The sequence below is a fragment of the Nocardia aurea genome (genome assembly GCF_003123685.1).
GTDB classification, from domain to species: Bacteria; Actinomycetota; Actinomycetes; order Mycobacteriales; family Mycobacteriaceae; genus Nocardia; species Nocardia aurea.
The window spans coordinates 552,108-567,293 of record NZ_QCYJ01000103.1; the positions used below are offsets into that span (position 1 = coordinate 552,108).

A 15,186-nucleotide genomic window follows, 5' to 3' on the forward strand; every position below is an offset into this window, starting at 1 on the left:
AGCGGGCGCGCTGATCCGCGTCGCGTGGCATAGCCGAGGCGGAAGGCGCCGGTATCCGCCCGATCAGGCGGCCGGGCCGAACCACCTCGTCAGCGCCTCGGTCAGCCCGCCGTCGCCGGGTCCGTCCCCGGCCCAGGCGACATAGCCGTCCGGCCGGACGAGCACGGCGGCGGGAGTGCTGACTCCGCCCGATCCCGTCGCCGACCGGATTCCGGCCCGGTCGTGTGTCTCGACGACGTCGACCCGGTCCTCCCAACCGGCGATATCGGGTATCCACTTGTGACAGAGCAGAATCGAGCGGCCCGTCCGGAGCAGGACATGCACCCGGGTATCGGCGTCGCCGACGCGGAGATCGGCGTCGGGTACCCGATATCCGGTGCTCGGGTGCGCGCCGCCGGTCTCGTAGCGGATATCGAGTGCGGTGATCATCGATGCGAGTCGCCGCCGCACCTCGTCGGTATCGAGGAACGAGGCGACCATGTCGCGAAGCGCGTCGGTATGCGGCCCGGGCCGCGACAGCGCGGTCTGGGCGCGGGTGTTGTGCAGCACCCGCGCCGCGACCGGATATCGCTCGCTCTCGTAGCTGTCCAACAAGCCCTCCGGTGCGCGTCCTCGGACGGCCGCGGCGAGTTTCCACCCCAGGTTGACCGCGTCCTGCACGCCCAGGTTCAGACCCTGCCCGCCCGCCGGGAAATGGATATGCGCGGCATCGCCCGCCACGAAGACGCGGCCGTGACGGTAACGCTCGGCGTGCCGAGCGGCGTCGCCGAACTGTGTCACCCAGCGTGGGCTGTGCATGCCGGGATCGCTGTCCGCGATCTCGACGAATCGCGCGCGGAAATCCTCGAAATCCGGTGCGGCACCGCGATCGAGGGCGCGGTCGTAGCGCTGGAGCATGAACTACACCGTCGGATATGTCATCGAGGAGCAGGCCCGCGCGGGCGCGGATTACGGCGAGGGGGACCCCTATCGATCCGAACGGATCGGTTCGATCGTCGATCCCGCGCGCTATCCCCGCACCGCCGCGATGGTGACCGAGGTCGCGTCCGCCGATCCCGACGCGGAGTTCGAATACGGCCTGCGCGTGATTCTCGCGGGAATCGTCGCGACCGGATCGAAGGGCTGAGCCGGATCCGCGTCGCCGTCGGCCGGTTCGGGCGTCAACTGCCCTCGGGCAGTAGCGGAACCACCGCCTCGGCGATCTCGGTGACGTTGTCGCAGGGTGACAGTCCGCGGGGATGGGCGCGGCGCGGATCGTCCACCAGGATGTACAGGGAACCGGATTTCATCTCGACATTGATGCCGCACCCGCCCGGGACATCGGGGCGAGCCTCGTACCGCATCGCTCGGCGTCCGCCGACGGTCGTCGCCATGGCGCCGGGGAATTTCTCCCGCACGGCGATCAGCGTCGTGTCGGTGGTCTGCACGCGGAAGGTGTACGCGCCCGACGCGGTATAGGCGCATCCCTTCCAGGGGGATCCGCCGACATTGTCGATCCGTGGCTGTGGCGGGCGAGCATCCCATCGGCGCTGCGCGAGGAACGGTGGCGTCAACGCCGCGCACGGATCGAAATTGATGGATCCGGAATCGGCGCTGGTGGTGAGTGTCGCCGTGGTGACCGACGTGTCGGCGGTCGGCATCGCGGTACCGTCGGCGCCGCACGCGGTGAGGGCCAGCGACAGGGCCGCCGCGCCGGCCCCGATGACGCGCCCGCCGCGTCTTCGGCGGGTCACTGCCGTATTTCCCGGATCCTGCGCGCGAAGTCCTCGTCGGTCCGCTCGTAGGTTTCGCGAATCGTGGTGAGCAGCGACCGGATCTCGGTGGCGACGTCGATGTATTCGGCCAGGGTGTCGTACGCGCTGTCCGGCCCGCCGAACGCCTGTTCTCTGAACAGGGTGACCAGTTCCCGCGCCGAGGACAGACGCGCGTTCGTCTCGCCGAGTCCCCAGCTCGTGCGCTCGCCGAGCGCCCGCGCGTCGTTGCGGGCCAGCGACAGTTCGAGAATCAGCTCCTCGCAGGCCCTGTCGAGTTCGAGGAAGGTCTGCGGTTCCATGCGCACGGTCAGCGCACCGGATTTCGCGTCCTCGACGAACCCTCCGAACGGACTCTCCACGGACATCCGTCGCCCCTTCCGATAGTCGCCGTTACCCATTGAGACGCACGCGTCGGGAAAACGGTTCCATCGAAACACAGAGGAGGTGGTTCGCGCCGTGTCATTCGCGGCCGAAGCGTCCCGGAATCGGCTGCCGATCATCGGATCGGTATCGCGGACCGGGAGTCCGCCGCCGGGGCGCGGGCGCGGCCTTCCCGCGTATCCGCGACCTTAGAATTCCGATTCGCGCGAACCGCGTTCCCGAGCAACGGATTCGGGCTCCGGCGGCCCGGAGCGGATCAGCGCGATACCGGTGAGCAGTCGCGCGGCGTGTTCGTCGAACCGCTCCCGCGACACCGGGATCGAACCGGTCAGCCACGGCCGGTACAGATACGCCAGTGATCCGAAGATCGCGTTGGCGTTGAGCACGCTGTCGGTGTGATCCGGGGCGGGATTGCGGTAATCGCCCGCGCCGATCGTCAGGGCGATGGGCGCGGTGAACAATTCGATGAGCTCGTCGGCGCGCGCGGTGAGCGCGGGGGTGGCCTGACATTCCACGAACATGATCCGCCCGCGTCGGCGATCGTCGGTCAGGAAATCTGTGAACGCCGCGACGCAGTGCAGGAACATGGCGTCGCGATCGATCGGCGCGGTGGTCAGCGCGTCCAGGAGATGGTCGCGCGCCGCCAGCACGACGGTTTCGAGCACGGTGGTCATCAGGGCGTCGAGGTTGGGAAAACTCTCGTAGAAGTAGCGCTCGGTGAGCCCCGCCTGACGGCAGATGCCGCGCATGGACGTCTCGCCCGCGCCGACGGTGCCCATCAGCTCGATTCCCGCCGCGACCAGCTGTTCGCGGCGCGCGGTGACCCGCTCGGCGGGGGCGAGCCCGCGCCAGCGTCGGGTGCCGGGCTGGGTTGCGTCCGATTCGGCGACCATGACGCCGATCTTCTCATATCCAGAAGTAGACATCAGCTGATGTTGACATCATATGATTTCAGAAATACATTTCGTATGTCCGGTTTCATCGAGGAGACGTGAGGACCATGGGTTCCGCTGCATATACCGATCAGGCGCACGCCATCCACGCCCGCGATGTCCGCTTCGACTTCGCCTCGGTGCCGATGCACTACATTCCCGGCGAGGTCATGGCGACGCACATCATCAATGTCATGCACCTGGTGCTCCCGGAGGGGGAGCGGGCCATGGCGCAGGCACTGGCCGAGGCGCTCCCGCTGATCTCCGACGAACGCCTCGCCGAGGAAGTCCGCGGATTCATCGGCCAGGAATCCATGCACGCCGGTTCGCACGAACAAGCGCGTCGGCAGCTGGAAAAGCTCGGTCTCGAGGTCGGACCGATGGTCGAACTGATGTCGTGGCTGACCGATCGGCTGCTCGGCGATCACGGCCTCACCGGCCGCGCCAAACACGCGTGGCTGTGCGAACGGCTCGCCCTGTTCGCCGGGATGGAGCACTACACCGCCGTGATCGGCGAATGGCTGCTCACCAACGACAAACTCGAGGCCGCGGGGATGCATCCGGCGATGCTCGACCTGATCCGCTGGCACGGCGCCGAAGAGGTGGAACACCGCAGCGTCGTCTACGACGCGTACATGTACGTCGACGGCAGTTACGCCAGGAAGGCGCGACAGGCGGTGATCGCGAGCGTAGGACTGCTCGCCCTGTTCGCCGCCTCCGGCGGCTACCTGTTCCACCGGGATCCCGAGCCGACGAAGGGCCGCTGGTGGCCGTGGCAGCTGGCCAGCGCCTCGGTGCGCGGCGTGGTCCCGAGTTTCACCACCTTCTTCACCGAGATCCCGCGCTACCTGCGTCCCGGATTCCATCCCTCGCAACTGGGCCCGATGGACAACGCGCTGCGCTACCTGGCGAAATCGCCCGCCGCGCGAGGCGGGCTGTCGTGAGCGACGGGTTCCGTCCCGGCGCGGGGGTGCGGCTGCTGGTCTCGGCGATGGACGCCTACAAGCTGGTTTTCGTGGAAACCGCTGCCGCGCGCGTGCTCTCGCGTCCGCGTCCGGTGCGCCGCGACGGATACGACCGCACCGTGGTGATCGACCGCGTCCGAGTCGAAGCCGACGACGTCGTCAGCCTGACGCTGCGCGATCCGCGACGCGAGCTGCTCCCCGAATGGACGCCGGGCGCGCACCTGGACGTATTCCTGCCATCGGGCAGGCAACGCCAGTATTCGCTCGACGGCGACCCGGCCGATCGCGCGAGCTACCGGATCACGGTACGTCGCATCGCCGACGGCGGCGGCGGTTCGGCCGAGGTGCACGACACGCTGCGTCCCGGTGACCGACTCCGAATCCGTGGCCCCCGCAACGCTTTCCCTTTCATCGCCGCTGAATCCTATCTCTTCGTCGCCGGTGGTATCGGTATCACGCCGATCCTGCCGATGGTCGCCCAGGCCGCCCGCGCGGGCATCCCGTGGCGGCTGGTGTACGCGGGTCGCTCACGCGCGAGTATGCCGTTCCTGGACGAACTGTCGCGGCTGCGCGGCGGGGAGCTGATCGTGCGACCCGACGACGAATTCGGCATCGGGGGCCCCGCCGATCTCATCGACCGGGTGGCCCCGAATTCCACCGTCTACGTCTGCGGTCCGCCCGCGCTGATGGAGGCGGCCTGCGCGCGGGTGGCCTCCCTGGATCCGTCGGTCGCCCTGCACACCGAACGTTTCTCCGCGCCGCCGGTGCGTGACGGCGTCGCTTTCGATATCGCGCTCACCAGGACCGGTCGCACCGTGCGCGTCGGCGCGGAGGAATCGGCGCTCGCCGCTATCCGGCGGGCGCTGCCCGGCGTCGCCTACTCGTGTCAGCAGGGATTCTGCGGAACCTGCAAGGTCCGGGTGCTCGACGGCGCGGTCGAGCACCGCGACCGGCTGCTCTCCGACACCGAGCGCCCCGATTCGATGCTGACCTGCGTATCACGCTCGCGCGGTGGCGAACTCACGCTCGACCTCTAGCTACTCCGCGGGCGAGGATGCCCGCGTCGGAAAGGACTCGGCTGGCATGGCCGTAGATATTCGCGCACACGATATTCCAGAACACGTCTCGATCGCCGTCGTCGGCGCGGGTATCGCAGGCATCGGACTCGCGGTGAAATTGCGCGAGGCCGGATTCGAGGATTTCCTCGTCTTCGAACGCGCCGACGATCTCGGCGGCACCTGGCGGGCCAACACCTATCCCGGCGCCGCCTGCGATGTTCCGTCGCACCTGTACTCGTACTCGTTCGCGCCCAACCCCGACTGGTCGCGCACCTACGGCACGCAGCCGGAGATCCTCGCCTACCTGCGCGGTGTCGCCGACGAGCACGACGTGCAGCGGTACATGCGTTTCGGCGCGGACCTCGAACAGGCGCGCTGGGACGAACCGGAGAATCTGTGGCGGTTGCGCACCGGTCGGGGTGAACTCACCGCCGATATCCTGATCTCGGCCGTCGGACCGTTCAGCGAGGCGCAGATCCCCGCGATGCCGGGCCGGGACACCTTCGCGGGCAAGCAGTTCCACTCGCTGCACTGGGACCACGAGCACGACCTGACCGGTGAGCGGGTGGCCGTCATCGGCACCGGCGCGTCCGCGGTGCAGTTCATCCCCGAGATCCAGCCGGTGGTCGGCTCGCTGACGGTCTTCCAGCGTTCCGCGCCGTGGATCGTCTCCCGTCTCGACCGCAGCACCACCGGCGTCGAACGCGCGGCGCTGCGGCGGATGCCCCTGCTCGGCAAAGCGATTCGCGGCGCGTTCTACGCGGGGATCGAGGGTTTCGGACTCGTCGGCTTCGTCGACAAGCGTTTCCGGCATCCCTACGAGACGCTGTCGAAACTGCAACTGCTGCGCCAGGTCCGCGACCCGGAACTGCGCCGCAAACTCACTCCCGACTATGTCATCGGCTGTAAGCGCGCGATCTTCTCCGACGCCTATTTCCCGGCCCTGACCCAGCCCAATGTCGAGGTGGTCACCGAGGGCATCCGCGAGATCCGACCGCATTCCGTCGTCACCGCCGATGGTGTCGAACATCCGGTCGACACCCTGATCTGGGGCACCGGATTCGGTATGCCCGCCGGTGTCTTCGAGCGGATCCACGGCGCGGACGGACTGTCCATCGCCGACCACTACCATCGCCGTCCCAGCAGCTACCTCGGCGCCGCCATCGCCGGTTTCCCGAATTTCTTCTGCACACTCGGCCCGTTCGGGGCGGCGGGCAACCAGTCCGCCATCTACATGATCGAAGCCCAACTGCACTACATCGTCGACGCGCTGCGGACCATGCGCGAGCGGGGATTCGGCCGCGTCGAAGTCAGGAAGGACGTGCAGAGCGCCTTCCTCGACGAGGTCGCCGAGCGCAGCCGCGACACCGCGTGGCTCACCGGCGGCTGCCGCAGCTACTACCAGACCGCCGACGGCCACAATTCCGGTCTGTATCCGAACTGGAGTTTCGAATACCGCCGTCGCACCAGGCGTTTCGATGCCGAATCCTACGAATTGAGTGGCCGATGAGCCTGACGGATCTGCTGTCGGTACGCAAACTGCTCGCGGCGGTGCCGTCGGTGTCGCAGAGCGCGGGCACCCTCGACCTCCGAGGCAAGGTCGCGCTCATCACCGGCGCGGCCACCGGGATCGGGCGGGCGCTGGCCGAGGATCTGCACGAACGCGGCGCGCGCGTCGCGATCCTCGATATCGACGCGAGCGCGGCCGAGACCGCCGCGCGGGAGCTGGGGGAGCGCGCCCTGGCCGTCGCCGCCGATGTCGCCGACCGGGAGACCATGCGCGCCGCCGTCGAGCGGGTCTACGCGACCTTCGGACGCATCGACGTGGTCGTGGCCAACGCCGGGGTGGTGCCGGAACCCGCGACGATCGCGACCATGGACCCGGCCGTCTTCGACCGTGTCGTCGCCATCAACCTGATCGGCGTCTTCAACACCGTGCACCCGGCGCTACCGCACATCATCGACGTCGGCGGACACGTGGTCGTGGTGTCCTCGGCCGCCGCCTTCGCCCCCGGCATGGCCGGTTCGCCGTATATGACCACCAAAGCCGCCGTCGAACAATTCGGTCGCGCGCTGCGCGTCGAACTGGCGGCGGCGGGCGCGACCGCGGGTGTCGCCTACTTCGGCATCGTCGACACCGCCATGACCCACGACACCCTCGACGACGACGAATTGGGCCGCGCGGTAGGCGAATTGCTGCCCTGGCCGCTGAGCCGTCGCATCTCCGCCCGCGAGGCCGCCGCGTCGGTCGCCGCAGGCATCGTCCGCCGCGCCCCTCGCACCATGGCCCCCATCCAATGGGAGCCCTACGCCCTGCTGCGCGGCGCGATCAACGTCGTCCTGGACGACCGCCTCACCCGCGACGCGCGCGTCGCGGACCTGATCCGGCGCGTGGAACAGCGGGTGATCGCCCGCCGCGCAGCCGACGACCGATCGAGGGAGCGCGCCGCGTCTGCTCCGGCTGTCGAGTAGCCGGGACCGTCGTACGTCTATCGTTGTCGTCGCACGTGATTTCTTCGTAGGGGAGACGATGACGTACGACGACGCCGGATGGCATACCGACTCGGTCAAGGATCTCGGTCTGCCGGAGGAAGCCGCGGGAACGCACATCAGCATGTTCATGGCATGGCTGGCGCTGCACGATCTGGTCTCGGAAAAATCGGCCGCCAGCGCGCGGGGCCTACGCGATCGCTCGATCACACCCGATCGGTACCTGTTCGACAGTTGCTGCGGTGAGATCAACGCCGGATGGCTGAACGAGACCGGCCGGGAATTCACGGCGGCGGCCTACAAACACTATCTGGCCATGTACGAGTACTTCCCGCCCGTCGCGGCCTTCGACTCGACCTACGAGACCCCGGCCTCGTGGGAGACCTACGACGCCATCGCGGGGGAGATCGACGGACTCTTCCGCGAGTGGAGACGCAGTCGCGGATATTCGTGACGACCCCGGGGGCTCGGGTAGGCCCCGGTGACATCCGACCGGATCGCTAGCGTGTCGGTCCCGTCAATCTGCGCCTTCGGGGAACAGCCCGGGCAGCCCGAGGGCGTATTCGAGATCGGTCCTCGTCCCGAGGGTGGTCAGTAGGACGCGGATCATCGTCAACCTGGCCTCGGCGACCACCTCGGGATCGGGTTCCGCGCCGGGACCGGCGTCGGCGGAGATCCGGAAGACCACGTATTCGCAGACGTGCAGCGCGGCGTCGAGGTCGAGGGGGCTGGGCGCGGGGCGGCCGAGCGCGGCGAAGGTATCGCGCACCGAGGCCCGGATGTCGTCGAACGCGCGTTCGCGGTATTCCGACACCGGTGAGGCCGGATCGTGGAGTTCGGCGAAGAGCGGGCGCAGCATCGCGCCGTGGCCACGCGCCCAATCCAAGTAGGCGTCGATGAGGCGGATGCCGAGTTCGACGGGTTCGTCGGTGCCCGACAGCGCGGTGCGGATACCGCCGACCAGCCCGGCATTGGACGTGGTCAGCAGCGCGTGCAGCGGTTCGACCGCGTTGCCGAAGTAGCGGTAGAAGGTCGGACGGGCCAGCCCCGCCTGCTCGATGATCTGCGCGACGTTGAGCCCTCGCGACCCGGTCCGGGTGAACACGGCGGCCGTGGCGACCACGATCCTGGCGCGGACCTCGTCGGCCTGCTCTCTCGTCTGCGGCGGCCTGCCCCGCCGTGTGATGGAGGTTTCGGCCGCGTCGGAGCTACCTATCGACATGGTGACTCCTCACAGCGGCCCGACCTGCGGATCTGTGGTGCACACCGGAGAGCTTGACACGGGATACGGCACAGGGATTAATCTAACACTAGTGTTCATTAAATAGCTGACGGGCACTGCTCGGCAGATAGCCGACGGGCTCGCCGGACCCACGAGCCGTATCCGATCCACGAGAGGGGCCGACCGATGACGACCGCCCGCAGGCTCGCCGCAGAACCCACCGCGCTGCCCGCCACCCTGGTGCAGCCCCTGCTCGATCTCGCCGTCGCCGGTGGCGCGCCCGCCGTGGAGGTTTTCGCCCCCGCCACCGGCGCCAAGATCGCCGACCTGCCGCAGTCGTCCACGGCCGATATCGACCGCGCCTTCGCCACCGCGCGGGAAGCTCAGCGCGCCTGGGCGCTGCGTCCGGTGCGCGAACGGATCGCGATCCTGCGCCGCTTCCACGACATCGTGCTGGACGAGCAGCAGACGATTCTCGACATCGTGCAGGTCGAAACCGGGAAATCGCGCGCCCACGCCTTCGACGAGGTCGGCGACGTCGCGGTCAACGCCAGGTATTACGCCTCGGTCGCGGACAAACTCCTGGCCGACCGCAAACCACGCGGTGTGCTGCCGGTACTCACGCGCGTCGAGGTGCGCCACCGCCCCAAGGGCGTCGTCGCGGTCATCTCGCCGTGGAACTACCCCCTCGCGCTCGCGGTGTCGGACGCGCTGCCCGCCTTGGTCGCGGGCAATGCCGTGGTCTCGCGCCCGGACAACCAGACCGCGCTGACCGCGCTGTGGGCCATCGCCGCCGCCGAGCGCGCCGGACTCCCGTCCGGACTGTGGCAGGCGGTGCTCGGCCGCGGTTCGGCGATCGGCGGAGAGGTCATCGCCCGCGCCGACTACGTCGACTACACCGGGTCGAGCGCCACCGGCCGCACCATCGCCCAGCAGGCCGGGGAACGCCTCATCGGCTACTCACTGGAACTGGGCGGGAAGAATCCGCTGCTCGTCCTGGCCGACGCCGACATCTCGCGCGCCGCCCGAATCGCCATTCGCGCCTGTTTCGCCTCCGCCGGGCAGCTGTGCGAATCGATGGAGCGGATCTACGTGCACGACAGCGTGTACGACCGGTTCGTGTCCGAGTTCGTCGAACACGTGAAAGCGATAAAACTCGGCGGCGCACTCGATTTCAGCAGCGACATGGGTTCGCTGACCTTCCGGCGTCAGATCGACACGGTCCGTTCGCACGTCGAGGACGCCGTCGCCAAGGGTGCGACGGTGCTCGCGGGTGGCCGCGCCCGGCCCGACCTCGGCCCCTACTTCTACGAACCCACCGTGCTCGCCGATGTGCGCCCCGGAATGACGGTGTACCGCGAGGAGACCTTCGGTCCCGTCGTCTCGATCTACCGCGTCGGCAGCGACGAGGAGGCGATCACGGCAGCCAACGACACCGCCTACGGACTCAACGCCAGCGTGTGGACGAAGGATACGAGTCGCGGGCGCGCGGTCGCGGCGCGCATCAACGCCGGATCGGTGAACGTGAACGAGGGTTTCATCGCGGCCTGGGGCAGTGCCGACGCGCCGTCGGGCGGACTCGGCATCTCCGGAACCGGGCGTCGTCACGGTCCGGAAGGACTGCTCAAGTACATCGACACCCAGACGATCGCGACGCAGCGCGTGCTACCGATCGCGCCGCTGCCGGGAATGTCGGAGGAACTGTGGGCCAAGACGATGACGCTGTATTTCTCGGTCATGAAATCACTGCGCCAGAAATAGCCCGCACCACGATTCAGGAATGGGAGACCGATGAAGCTCGACACCGTAGCCGGTAAGAAGGTCCTGGTCACGGGCGCCGCGATGGGCCTGGGCAAACTGTTCGCCGAGCGCGCGGTCAGCGAGGGCGCGGCGGCGGTGGTGCTGTGGGATATCAACGAGACCACGCTGAAGGAGACCGCCGCCGAATTGGCCGGACGCGGCGGACGGGTGCACCACCACGTGGTCGACGTCTCCGATCGCGACGCCATCGCCGAGGCGGCGGCCGCCGTGCGCACCGAGGTCGGCGATATCGACATCCTGGTCAACAACGCGGGCATCGTGCGCGGCAACAGGTATTTCTGGGAAACCGAGAATCGCGCCGATATCGACAAGACGATGGCGATCAATTCGCTGGCGCCGATGTACATCACGCTGGAATTCCTGCCCGCCATGGTGCGTGGCACGGGCGAGGCGCGGGTGCTGAACATCGCCTCGTCCGCCGGTCTGGTGTCCAATCCGCGCATGAGCGTCTACGCGGCGTCCAAATGGGCCGCGCTCGGTTGGTCGGATTCGGTGCGCATCGAACTGGAACAGGCGGGCCATGCCCACGTGAAGGTGACCACGGTCTGCCCGACCTATATCGATACCGGCATGTTCGACGGCGCGAAGGGTTTCTGGTTCACCCCGATCCTGCGACAGAACGCGGTCGTCGACACCTCGTGGAAGCAGATGAAGGCGGGTAATCCGCTGGTCGTCCTGCCGTGGACCTCGCGCCTGAACAAGGCGCTGTCGGGCGTGCTGCCCATCAAGGCGCGCGATCTGTTCCTGAATACCGTCGGCGTCTACCACTCCATGGACAAGTTCACCGGCCGCGACCGATAATCGGCACTCCCAGCTGCGGTAATACCTTGGTATTATCGACCCACAATGCAATACGAGTGGTGGTATGGAGCCCGGGATCATCTGCGACGAGCCGGGGTCGAACCCTGGGAAGTCATGGAAGTCCTCTATTCGCCCACGCGCTGGCCCAGGCCCGCGCGCACGCCCGAGAACCTGCCGGTGCTCACGGTGTGGGGCCGGACCGAGGAGGGCCGCCCGATCGTGGTGCTGCTGCGGCAGCCGCCCTCCGCGCCGGGCACCTGGGAGGTCGTGATGGCCGCCCCCATGCGACCACTCCAAATGCGTGAGTACGAGGCATGGGAGGCCCAGCGGTGAAAGATCTACGCGCAGGCGAGGATCCGGAAACGATCCTGGACTCGCTGACCTACGACAACCCGGCGGATACCGCGGTGATGCCCCCGCTGCCGCCGACGACCACCGAGATCGAACACGCCATGTCGGTGGTTCGATCACTCAAGATGTCACCGGAGATGGACCGGCGCGTCAAAGAAGCCGCCGCCGCCCACTGCGTCACCCAGTCCATGCTCATCCGCCAATACATCGAGATGGGCCTGGCCGCCGAACAGCCCGAACGCATGATCCCGCTCTCCGACGCCATCCGCGTGCTCTCGAACCTGCGGCCGTCGGCGTAGGGGAACCTCGTCCAGGGGGTGACGCCGGTCCCGACCTCACTCGCATGGCGCTACCGACGGTGCCTGTGCCGTGCCCGCATCCGTCAGGGGACCGCCCGGGTCAGGGCTGTGCCGCTACGGGCCTGCGTGCGATGACCGCCGTGGCGTAGTACTCCTCGCTCGACCGCACCGTCGCCTCCAAGCCGTGCGCGCGCAGGATATCGGCGGCGAGGGGAGCTTGTGCGTCACTTTCCTCGACCAACAGGTGCCCCCCGGGAGCCAGCCAGGTCGGTGCCGCTTCGGCTACGCGCCGCAGGATGTCCAGACCGTCCACGCCGCCGTCGAGCGCCCGCCGCGGTTCGTGATCGCGGGCCTCCGGTGGCATCCGCGCGATCATATCCGTCGGGACGTAGGGCGTATTGCAGAGCAGGATGTCGACGCGTCCACGCAGGTCGACCGGCAGCGGGTCGAACAGATCGCCTTCGTAGACCAGCGCGTGCCACGCGGCCAGATTCCGGCGGGCACAGGCGATCGCGGCGGGTTCGATATCGGCGGCCACCAGGTCCACCGGTATCCGATCGACGGCCAGGGACGTGGCGAAGGCCATCGCGAGCGCGCCCGATCCGCAACACAGGTCCAGGACGACGGGCCGAGCGATTCCCGCCGCCCGCACCGCGGTCACCGCCTCGTCGACCAGGAATCCGGTCCGCTGCCGCGGCACGAACACCCCGGGCGTCACCCCGACCCTGATCCCGTGGAATTCGGCCCACCCCAGCAGATGCTCCACCGGTGTCCCCGACACCCGGCGTGCGACCAGCACGTCCAGATCCGCGCCTGTCTCCGCGGCGGCCTCGGTCAGCAGCGCCGCCTCGGCCTCGGCGAATACGCATCCGGCCGCGCGCAGTCTCGCCACCACCTCGATACGGTCCGTCGATGTCACGGGGCCATACTGCCCTCTCATACCGGGAGGATGCCAGCGTATTCCGGGCGCGCGTCGGTGCGGCGGGGCGCATACCGACCGACGTGCGCGGCGATCATCGAGGTCGGGCGCACAGGTCGAGCCATGAGTGTTCCTGCTCGTAGTCCCCGCGAGGCCGACGCATGTCGACCGCCACATTCGGCCGAAGCCGTGTCCGCCCGCGTCACGCCGGGCGGACACGGCGACCGACACCGGTCAGCGCGCGGTGGAGAGCTGGAACGTGCGAGTCGCGTCCAGATAGATGTAGCGCTGGCTCGCGCGCGACGGCGGTGGCAACTGCGAGACGAGTTCGTCCATGGATGTGGTCGCTCCGACGACGTGGGTGCCCGCGACGATGAAATCCGCGACGGCGCGCCTGATGTGGTTGGGGGAGGTGACGACCACCGCGCTCGACGCCCCGAGATCGCGTAGCATTCGCGTGCTGAACAGCGCGTTCTGCACGGTGGACCCGGAGCGGTTCTCGATGAACACGCGGCTGGGCGGCAGACCCTGGCGGACCAGCCAGTGGAACATGGCGTCGGCCTCGGTGATCCCGTCCACCGGAGCGCCGCCGGTGACGATGACGGGGGACAGCGGCGACACGATCGCCTGCAACCAGGCGGCCGCGAGCCGGTTCACCAGTTCCGGCCGCAACACCCCGCCGGGCAGCAGACCGTAACCGAGCACGACGATGCCGGTCTGCGGGCCGACCAGGGCGGGCAGCGGATTCGGCAGCGTGCCGACCGCGGCGTTGATGGCGTTGAGCACATTGGTCGTGCCCGCCGCCATGCCGGGATCGATCGCGTTCAACCTGGCCATCGAATCCGCCAGCGCGGGAAGATCATTCGCGTACTGCGACCAGATGGCCTGGAGCGACAACGCTTCGGCGTCGGCCGGATCGGCCCCGATCAGGGCCCGCAGATCGGCGCGGCCCGCGTCGTCGTTGCCGTTGCTGAAATTGCGCTGGGCTGAGTTGTACAGTGCGTCGGTATCGGCCGCGTGCGCGGGGACGCCGACCAGACCGATGAGAGAAACGGCCGCGAAGGTGGACACGACCAGGGTTCGAAGAGTCTTCTTGTGCCTCGAGATTCTCACTACAGTTGACACCTTTCCACGCGTGAAACGAGGGTTGTCGGCACGTCAGCTGGCAGTTAGCCGGGGGCAAGCTGCCCATACGATACGGCTGGTCAACACGATAGGTGCGCAATTGCGAAGGGGGTCGCGTGAACTGTGTCGGCCGCGACAGGCCGCGCCGGTGGTCCGGCATGACCGCTCTCGCGGCGTCCCCGATAGGGTGGAACACCGTGGATACCGTTTCGCTGACCGGCAAGGAACTCGCCGCCGCCATCAACGCCGACACCAAGGCGCGCGCCGCCACGCTGACCGAGGCGGGAACCGCGCCGCGACTGGCTCTCGTCGTCGCCAACGACGACCCGGCCAGCGCCTGGTACGTGAACTCGCTGCGCAAAGCCGCAGAACGCCTCGGAATCGACTGCGACCGTATCGATCTCGGCGCCGACGCGAGCGCCGACGCCCTGCGCGCCGAACTGGCGGCTCGCAGCGCCGACACCGCGGTCGACGCGATCATGCTGCAAACTCCGCTGCCCGAGGGGGTCACCCTGGACGACGTGAGTTCGTCCATCGTCGCGACCAAGGACGTCGACGGCGTCAGCCCGCTCTCGCTCGGCCTGCTCGCCGCCGGACTCGACGGTTTCGTGCCCGCCACCTCCGAAGCGGTGGTGGAACTACTGAAGCATCACGACGTTCCGCTCACCGGCAGACATGTCGCCGTCGTCGGCCGCTCCAATGTGGTCGGCAAACCGCTCGGACAACTCCTGCTCGCCGAGAACGCGACCGTCACCATCGCCCATTCCCGCACCGTCGACCTGCCCGCCGTGACCTCGGCCGCCGATATCGTCGTCGCGGCGGCGGGCCGGATCGGGCTGGTCACCGGTAAGCACGTGGCCGAGGGCGCGGTCGTCGTCGATGTCGGCACCAACGAGGCCGCGGACGGCGGCATCGTCGGCGATGTCGAGGCGGAATCGGTGCGCGGCAAGGCATCCGCCCTGAGCCCGGTGCCCGGCGGCGTCGGGCCGGTCACGACCGCGCTGCTCATGCGTCACGTGGTGGTCGCCGCGGAAAAGGCTCGCGCCCAGTGAGATTCGAGTAGCCGAG

Annotated in this window: 18 protein-coding genes; 11 read left to right on the top strand and 7 right to left on the bottom strand. The window is 68.3% G+C overall.

Annotated elements, in window-relative coordinates:
- Window positions 1–63 precede the first annotated feature (63 nt).
- Window positions 64–897: an FAD-dependent monooxygenase gene (locus tag DAT37_RS23695; RefSeq protein WP_109527008.1), complete on the bottom strand. Its 834-nt coding sequence runs from the start codon at window positions 895–897 to the stop codon at window positions 64–66.
- Here DAT37_RS23695 and DAT37_RS23700 point away from each other — a divergent pair.
- The gene (locus DAT37_RS23700) at window positions 896–1,126 is read left to right on the top strand and encodes a TetR/AcrR family transcriptional regulator C-terminal domain-containing protein (RefSeq protein WP_109527009.1); all 231 of its coding nucleotides are present in this window, start codon (window positions 896–898) and stop codon (window positions 1,124–1,126) included. The two genes, DAT37_RS23695 and DAT37_RS23700, sit on opposite strands and share 2 nt — an antisense overlap.
- 34 nt (window positions 1,127–1,160) lie before the next feature.
- On the opposite strand, the gene DAT37_RS23705 is transcribed toward DAT37_RS23700, so the two are convergent.
- From DAT37_RS23705 to DAT37_RS23715, 3 genes are all read right to left on the bottom strand, one after another.
- Entirely contained in the window at window positions 1,161–1,733 is a 573-nt protein-coding gene (locus tag DAT37_RS23705; RefSeq protein ID WP_232839945.1) for a DUF3558 domain-containing protein, read from the bottom strand.
- Window positions 1,730–2,119, bottom strand: a complete 390-nt coding sequence (locus DAT37_RS23710; RefSeq protein ID WP_157978632.1) for a hypothetical protein — start codon at window positions 2,117–2,119, stop codon at window positions 1,730–1,732. Before DAT37_RS23710 ends, DAT37_RS23705 begins: the two co-directional genes overlap by 4 nt.
- Before the next feature lie 204 nt (window positions 2,120–2,323).
- The gene (locus DAT37_RS23715) at window positions 2,324–3,061 is read right to left on the bottom strand and encodes a TetR/AcrR family transcriptional regulator (RefSeq protein WP_232839946.1); all 738 of its coding nucleotides are present in this window, start codon (window positions 3,059–3,061) and stop codon (window positions 2,324–2,326) included.
- Between the two features lie 74 nt (window positions 3,062–3,135).
- Here DAT37_RS23715 and DAT37_RS23720 point away from each other — a divergent pair, with 74 nt between their 5' ends.
- Genes DAT37_RS23720 through DAT37_RS23740 form a run of 5 tightly spaced genes read left to right on the top strand, consistent with a single transcriptional unit; the run spans window position 3,136 to window position 8,034 of the window.
- Window positions 3,136–4,011: a metal-dependent hydrolase gene (locus tag DAT37_RS23720; protein WP_109527012.1), complete on the top strand. Its 876-nt coding sequence runs from the start codon at window positions 3,136–3,138 to the stop codon at window positions 4,009–4,011.
- A gap of 47 nt (window positions 4,012–4,058) precedes the next feature.
- Window positions 4,059–5,069: a PDR/VanB family oxidoreductase gene (locus tag DAT37_RS23725; protein ID WP_109527367.1), complete on the top strand. Its 1,011-nt coding sequence runs from the start codon at window positions 4,059–4,061 to the stop codon at window positions 5,067–5,069.
- 46 nt (window positions 5,070–5,115) lie between these two features.
- Entirely contained in the window at window positions 5,116–6,600 is a 1,485-nt protein-coding gene (locus DAT37_RS23730; protein ID WP_109527013.1) for a flavin-containing monooxygenase, read from the top strand.
- On the top strand, window positions 6,597–7,562 hold the full coding sequence (locus DAT37_RS23735) for a short-chain dehydrogenase/reductase (protein ID WP_109527014.1): 966 nt from the start codon (window positions 6,597–6,599) through the stop codon (window positions 7,560–7,562). Before DAT37_RS23730 ends, DAT37_RS23735 begins: the two co-directional genes overlap by 4 nt.
- A 58-nt stretch (window positions 7,563–7,620) precedes the next feature.
- Window positions 7,621–8,034, top strand: a complete 414-nt coding sequence (locus tag DAT37_RS23740; RefSeq protein WP_109527015.1) for a DUF7832 domain-containing protein — start codon at window positions 7,621–7,623, stop codon at window positions 8,032–8,034.
- A 63-nt stretch (window positions 8,035–8,097) separates the two neighbouring features.
- Here the strand turns inward: DAT37_RS23740 and DAT37_RS23745 are convergent, their stop codons facing one another.
- Window positions 8,098–8,802 carry a TetR/AcrR family transcriptional regulator gene (locus DAT37_RS23745; protein ID WP_109527016.1) on the bottom strand — a complete coding sequence of 235 codons (705 nt, stop codon included), beginning with the start codon at window positions 8,800–8,802 and terminating at the stop codon, window positions 8,098–8,100.
- 186 nt (window positions 8,803–8,988) lie between these two features.
- Here DAT37_RS23745 and DAT37_RS23750 point away from each other — a divergent pair, with 186 nt between their 5' ends.
- Genes DAT37_RS23750 through DAT37_RS23765 form a run of 4 tightly spaced genes read left to right on the top strand, consistent with a single transcriptional unit; the run spans window position 8,989 to window position 12,074 of the window.
- Window positions 8,989–10,563, top strand: a complete 1,575-nt coding sequence (locus tag DAT37_RS23750; protein WP_109527017.1) for a succinic semialdehyde dehydrogenase — start codon at window positions 8,989–8,991, stop codon at window positions 10,561–10,563.
- Window positions 10,564–10,593: 30 nt separating this feature from the next.
- A complete protein-coding gene (locus DAT37_RS23755) occupies window positions 10,594–11,424 on the top strand; it encodes an SDR family NAD(P)-dependent oxidoreductase (RefSeq protein ID WP_109527018.1) in 831 nt (276 codons plus the stop codon).
- Between the two features lie 45 nt (window positions 11,425–11,469).
- Window positions 11,470–11,757 (top strand): hypothetical protein, encoded by a 288-nt coding sequence (locus DAT37_RS23760; protein ID WP_157978633.1) that lies wholly within the window; start codon window positions 11,470–11,472, stop codon window positions 11,755–11,757.
- On the top strand, window positions 11,754–12,074 hold the full coding sequence (locus DAT37_RS23765) for a hypothetical protein (protein WP_109527020.1): 321 nt from the start codon (window positions 11,754–11,756) through the stop codon (window positions 12,072–12,074). Before DAT37_RS23760 ends, DAT37_RS23765 begins: the two co-directional genes overlap by 4 nt.
- Window positions 12,075–12,174: 100 nt before the next feature.
- On the opposite strand, the gene DAT37_RS23770 is transcribed toward DAT37_RS23765, so the two are convergent.
- Together DAT37_RS23770 and DAT37_RS23775 are read right to left on the bottom strand one after the other, a co-directional pair.
- Window positions 12,175–13,014, bottom strand: a complete 840-nt coding sequence (locus DAT37_RS23770; RefSeq protein ID WP_109527021.1) for a putative protein N(5)-glutamine methyltransferase — start codon at window positions 13,012–13,014, stop codon at window positions 12,175–12,177.
- A 213-nt stretch (window positions 13,015–13,227) separates the two neighbouring features.
- Window positions 13,228–14,106 carry a YdcF family protein gene (locus DAT37_RS23775; protein WP_109527022.1) on the bottom strand — a complete coding sequence of 293 codons (879 nt, stop codon included), beginning with the start codon at window positions 14,104–14,106 and terminating at the stop codon, window positions 13,228–13,230.
- A gap of 209 nt (window positions 14,107–14,315) precedes the next feature.
- Between DAT37_RS23775 and DAT37_RS23780 the strand changes: the two genes are divergently transcribed.
- Window positions 14,316–15,170 (top strand): bifunctional 5,10-methylenetetrahydrofolate dehydrogenase/5,10-methenyltetrahydrofolate cyclohydrolase, encoded by an 855-nt coding sequence (locus tag DAT37_RS23780; RefSeq protein WP_109527368.1) that lies wholly within the window; start codon window positions 14,316–14,318, stop codon window positions 15,168–15,170.
- The last annotated feature ends 16 nt before the right edge of the window (window positions 15,171–15,186 follow it).

Coding starts and splice junctions, on each gene's coding strand:
- DAT37_RS23720 (WP_109527012.1), top strand. CDS start 3,136: ATGGGTTCCGCTGCATATACCGATCAGGCGCACGCCATCCACGCCCGC.
- DAT37_RS23770 (WP_109527021.1), bottom strand. CDS start 13,014: ATGAGAGGGCAGTATGGCCCCGTGACATCGACGGACCGTATCGAGGTG.
- DAT37_RS23760 (WP_157978633.1), top strand. CDS start 11,470: ATGCAATACGAGTGGTGGTATGGAGCCCGGGATCATCTGCGACGAGCC.
- DAT37_RS23750 (WP_109527017.1), top strand. CDS start 8,989: ATGACGACCGCCCGCAGGCTCGCCGCAGAACCCACCGCGCTGCCCGCC.
- DAT37_RS23735 (WP_109527014.1), top strand. CDS start 6,597: ATGAGCCTGACGGATCTGCTGTCGGTACGCAAACTGCTCGCGGCGGTG.
- DAT37_RS23695 (WP_109527008.1), bottom strand. CDS start 897: ATGCTCCAGCGCTACGACCGCGCCCTCGATCGCGGTGCCGCACCGGAT.
- DAT37_RS23730 (WP_109527013.1), top strand. CDS start 5,116: ATGGCCGTAGATATTCGCGCACACGATATTCCAGAACACGTCTCGATC.
- DAT37_RS23710 (WP_157978632.1), bottom strand. CDS start 2,119: ATGTCCGTGGAGAGTCCGTTCGGAGGGTTCGTCGAGGACGCGAAATCC.
- DAT37_RS23740 (WP_109527015.1), top strand. CDS start 7,621: ATGACGTACGACGACGCCGGATGGCATACCGACTCGGTCAAGGATCTC.
- DAT37_RS23725 (WP_109527367.1), top strand. CDS start 4,059: ATGGACGCCTACAAGCTGGTTTTCGTGGAAACCGCTGCCGCGCGCGTG.
- DAT37_RS23700 (WP_109527009.1), top strand. CDS start 896: ATGAACTACACCGTCGGATATGTCATCGAGGAGCAGGCCCGCGCGGGC.
- DAT37_RS23755 (WP_109527018.1), top strand. CDS start 10,594: ATGAAGCTCGACACCGTAGCCGGTAAGAAGGTCCTGGTCACGGGCGCC.
- DAT37_RS23745 (WP_109527016.1), bottom strand. CDS start 8,802: ATGTCGATAGGTAGCTCCGACGCGGCCGAAACCTCCATCACACGGCGG.
- DAT37_RS23715 (WP_232839946.1), bottom strand. CDS start 3,061: ATGTCTACTTCTGGATATGAGAAGATCGGCGTCATGGTCGCCGAATCG.